Here is a 3921-nt window from a genome sequence, read left to right as displayed (position 1 = left end):
ATCTCGAAGAAGGTGGCGTGGCTGCGGTCGCCGACGTTCTCGATGTCGGAGGTGCGGGTGCACTTCTGCACGCTGGTGGCGCGGCGGAAGTCGGGCTCGACCTCGCCGAGGAAGTAGGGCTTGAACTGGTTCATGCCGGCGTTGGCCAGCAGCAGGGTCGGGTCGTTGGGGATCAGCGGGCTGGAGGGGACCAGCCGGTGGTTCCGCTCGACGAAGAAGTCGGTGAACCGGCGTCGGATCTCGGTGGAGTTCATGGTGTGGACCTCGCGTTCGTGGGTCGGGAGCCTTGCTTCCTCCTCCCGCCGAACCGGGCCAGGGCGCTAACGGGCCCCGCTCCCCGGCTCGGCGAGCTGAGCTCGCAGCTCCGCCTCCCGCTCGGCCATGGCCGCCTGGCCCTGCGCGAGCGCCGCCGACAGGCGCTCGCGCCAGTCGGCGGCCGCGTGGACCAGCTCCTCGGCCAGCGACTGGGGCGCCAGCCGGTCGGCCGTGCGCGACGCCCAGCGCATGACCCCCACGCCGATGGCCGCCCCCATGCCGAGGCCGACCAGGCCCCAGAAGACCCGCTTCACGTTGTCATCGCCGCCTCCGGCCTCGGCGGCCGCGCCCCGCCGGCTGGTCGTCGGAGGAGGCCACGCCGGCCGCCTTGCGCAGCCCGTAGGCGAACGCGCTCAGCTTGACCAGGGGGCTGGAGATGGTGGCCGAGACGGTGTTGACCATGCCGCCCACCGAGGCGGTCACGCCCTCGGCGGTGGCCAGGATGCCGTCGACCCGGGTCAGCTCCTGGTTGACCATGGCCACGGTGGTGTTGACCTGTCCCAGCAGCGGCACGGTCTGGGAGGTCACCCCGTCGATCAGGTCCTTGGTCGAGGTGAGCACCCGGAACAGGTTGGCCATCACGACGCACAGCACCACGACCGCCGCGCCGACCAGGAAGGCGACGATCGTCCAGGCGATGGCCAGCAGGCTCACTTCTGCTCCTCGTGTCCGTCGGGTCCGGAACGCTCCAGCTTAGCCCGGTCCGACCCGGTCCGGCCCGCGGATTTCGGGGGAGCGGCGCACTGGAGTCGCCGGGAGTCTACCGCGACCGTGGAGGGAGAAGAATCTCCCGCCCGGCCGGCTCCGCCGGTCGGAGTCCATTGATCGTCGGCCGAAGGCCGACCCCAGGCCGTCGTCGGTCAGGACCCGGCTGGGGCCGGGTCGACGACGAAGTCCCGCTGGCGGATCAGGGTCACGGCCAGGACCGCCCCGGCGGCGGCGACGGCGGCGCTGACCAGCAGGATCCGGTCGAGCGCGGCCGCGAAGGCGGCCGGGTCGGCCTCGGCCTGGGCCGGGAGCAGCGTCCCCAGGACGGCGATGCCGATGGCCAGGCCGACCTGGCGGAAGGTGTTGTTGGTGCCCGACGCCATGCCGCTGCGGGTCGCCGGGACCACCCCGAGGGCGGCGTAGGTCACGGCCGGGTTGGACAGGCCGATCCCGACCCCCATGAGCAGCAGGCCGGGCAGCAGGAAGGTCCAGGGCGAGGACGCCTCCACCCCCCGCATGGCCAGCAGGCCGGCCGCGGACAGGAGCTGGCCGGCGGGCAGGGCCGCCCGCACCGGCAGGACCCTGGCGTAGCGCCCGCCGAGGGAGGAGACCACGAAGGCGGCCGCCGACAGGGGCATGAGCTGGAGCCCGACCGCGGTCGGGGAGGCCCCGCCCACATCCAGCAGGAACAGCGTCAGGTACAGGAACGGTCCGAAGGTGGAGGCGGCCAGGAGCAGCACCACCACCGAGGCCCCGGTGAAGGTCGGGGTGGCGAACAGGCCGAGGTCGAGCATGGGCTCGGGCTCGCGCCGCTCCACCACCACGAACGCGGCCAGCAGGGCCGCCGCCGCGGCCGCGCTGGCCACGATGACCCCGCTCCCCCAGCCGAGCACGTCGCCGCGGGTGAGCGCGAACACCCCAAGGAACAGCCCGAGGCACAGCGTCACCGTGCCCCACCAGTCGACCTGGCCGGCGTCGGGGTCGCGGGACTCGCGCAGGCGCCGCACGGCCACCGGCAGGCAGGCCAGGGCGATGGCGACGTCGAGCACGAAGATGGCCCGCCAGCCGGACGCCTCGGTGAGCAGCCCGCCCTCCAGCGGGCCGATGGCGAAGGCGGCCGCCACCGTCGCCCCCCACACCCCGATGGCCCCGGCCCGCGCCACCCCGGTGAAGTCCTGGGCCAGCAGGGCCAGCGAGGACGACAGCAGCACCGCCCCGGCCAGCCCCTGGGCGGCCCGCCCCGCGATCAGGGCCAGCGCCGTCGGCGCGGCCGCGCACACGGCCGAGGCGGCCGCGAACCCGGCCAGCCCGCCGAGGAACATCCGCCGCCGCCCCACCAGGTCGGCCAGGGTCCCGGCGGTGAGCAGGGTCGCGGCCAGGGCGAGCGAGTAGCCGCTGATGACCCACTGGAGGACGCTCAGCTCGGCGTCCAGGTCCGCCCCGATGTCGGGCAGGGCGACGTTGGGGGCGGCCACGTTCAGCAGCAGCACGGCGGTGGCCAGGCACACCACCACCAGGGTCCAGCGGCGGCGCTCCCTCACCCGCTGGCTCGGGCCGGCTCGACGCCCTCGAGCTCGAAGGCCAGCTCGTCCACGTAGCACCACCACCAGCGCTCATCCGGCTCGTAGCTGCGGATGATCGGATGCCCGGTCGACTGGAAGTGCTTGGTGGCGTGCCGGTTGGGCGAGTTGTCGCAGCACCCCACCCGCCCGCAGCCCACGCACAACCGCAGCTCCACCCAGGTCCCCCCGGTGGCCAGGCAGTCCTGGCACCCGGGCTGGTTCACGCTCGAGATGCGGATCTGGTCGAGGTGGGTGCACTCGTCGGCCATCACGGCGCTCCAAGGATGTGGGGAGGACTCTCAACGGGGCCAACAGCGCCTCGGGGCGCCGCATTCCGGTTCCCGTCAGGCCATGGGGGCGGGAAGGCCCACCGGGTTGGGGAACGGGATGCCGCCGCCGTCGACGACCAGGCGGACCGGAGGGCCGAGGAGGTCGAGCAGGCGGGCGCAGCCGCCGGGGCCGAGGCGGCGCCAGGGGGGCATGGCCAGGTCGTCGGTGCGCCGTTCGCGGGCGTCGCGGGCGGCCCGGCCGGCCTTGGTCAGCGATCCGCCGGGGTCGACCCAGCCGCGGGCGCCGAGCCGCTCCACGGCGGCGGCCCACTCCTCGTCGGACCAGCCGCGGTACTGGCGCAGGACCGCCCCGGGAAGCTGGCCGGCGCCGGCGGCCAGGACGTGGGCCTCGAGGCCGTCGATCCCCTCGGCCGTCAGGCAGGCCACGTGGGCGTCGCCGCGGAACTCGCGGTACAGGGTGGCGGCGTGCCACAGGGCGAGGTGGGACGGCTCCGGCCAGGGCAGGGCGGCGTGGGCGGCGAACAGCGGGCGGCCCGACGGGTCCTGGCCCTCCATGGCCTGGCGGGCCAGGGCGGCCGCCTCGGCGGCCTCGGGGCCGCCGGCCCAGTCGCCGAGGAGGCGGCGGAGGGCGGCGTCGGCGCCCTCGACCCGGGCCGCCAGCACCCGCTCGGGGGGCGCGAACCCCCAGGCGTCGGGGATGGCCCGGCGGACCATGCGGGGATGGAAGTTGTAGAAGGTGGCCATCACCACCTCGGCCGGGACGGGGCCCATGGCCGCCGAGCGGGAGGCGAAGTAACCCATCCAGCCGCCGCGCAGGCCGGCCCGGCGGTAGGCGTCGCGGGGCTCGGGGGCGAAGTACACGGTCATGTGGAGGGTCTCCAGGACCTGCCACATGCGCCTGGCCGTGCCCGACCCGCCGTTGGCGGTCGCCTCGTCGCTCATTGGCGCACCCTCCGATCCACCAACGCCTGGTATGCGCCCGCCCTACTCATGCTGGTCCTGCTCGCCGGGGGGCTGGCCGCGGCGGCGGCGCCACGCCTCGGCCA

6 protein-coding genes are annotated in these 3921 nt (G+C 75.0%); all 6 read right to left on the bottom strand.

Translation table 11 applies throughout. The features are described 5' to 3' along the window. Nucleotides 1-254, bottom strand: a 254-nt coding sequence (locus VF468_24060) for an alanine--tRNA ligase-related protein (protein HEX5881362.1), incomplete at its 3' end; no start/stop codon positions are given. Nucleotides 255-320: 66 nt separating this feature from the next. Next, nucleotides 321-569 (bottom strand): hypothetical protein, encoded by a 249-nt coding sequence (locus tag VF468_24055; protein HEX5881361.1) that lies wholly within the window; start codon nt 567-569, stop codon nt 321-323. A gap of 4 nt (nt 570-573) precedes the next feature. After that, nucleotides 574-969: a DUF948 domain-containing protein gene (locus tag VF468_24050; GenBank protein ID HEX5881360.1), complete on the bottom strand. Its 396-nt coding sequence runs from the start codon at nt 967-969 to the stop codon at nt 574-576. 206 nt (nt 970-1175) lie between these two features. Beyond that, nucleotides 1176-2564 (bottom strand): MFS transporter, encoded by a 1389-nt coding sequence (locus VF468_24045; GenBank protein HEX5881359.1) that lies wholly within the window; start codon nt 2562-2564, stop codon nt 1176-1178. Beyond that, on the bottom strand, nt 2561-2854 hold the full coding sequence (locus VF468_24040; protein ID HEX5881358.1) for a UBP-type zinc finger domain-containing protein: 294 nt from the start codon (nt 2852-2854) through the stop codon (nt 2561-2563). Before VF468_24040 ends, VF468_24045 begins: the two co-directional genes overlap by 4 nt. Nucleotides 2855-2929: 75 nt before the next feature. Continuing rightward, nucleotides 2930-3817: a hypothetical protein gene (locus tag VF468_24035; GenBank protein HEX5881357.1), complete on the bottom strand. Its 888-nt coding sequence runs from the start codon at nt 3815-3817 to the stop codon at nt 2930-2932. Nucleotides 3818-3921: the final 104 nt, after the last annotated feature.

Source organism: Actinomycetota bacterium (genome assembly GCA_036280995.1).
Taxonomy (GTDB): domain Bacteria; phylum Actinomycetota; class CALGFH01; order CALGFH01; family CALGFH01; genus CALGFH01.
Note: the sequence above shows the minus strand (reverse complement) of the source record. Positions and strands in the feature narration are given on the sequence as shown.

Excerpts from the sequence above, each read along its gene's own strand:
- VF468_24040 (HEX5881358.1), bottom strand. The coding sequence starts at position 2,854 with ATGGCCGACGAGTGCACCCACCTCGACCAGATCCGCATCTCGAGCGTG.
- VF468_24035 (HEX5881357.1), bottom strand. The coding sequence starts at position 3,817 with ATGAGCGACGAGGCGACCGCCAACGGCGGGTCGGGCACGGCCAGGCGC.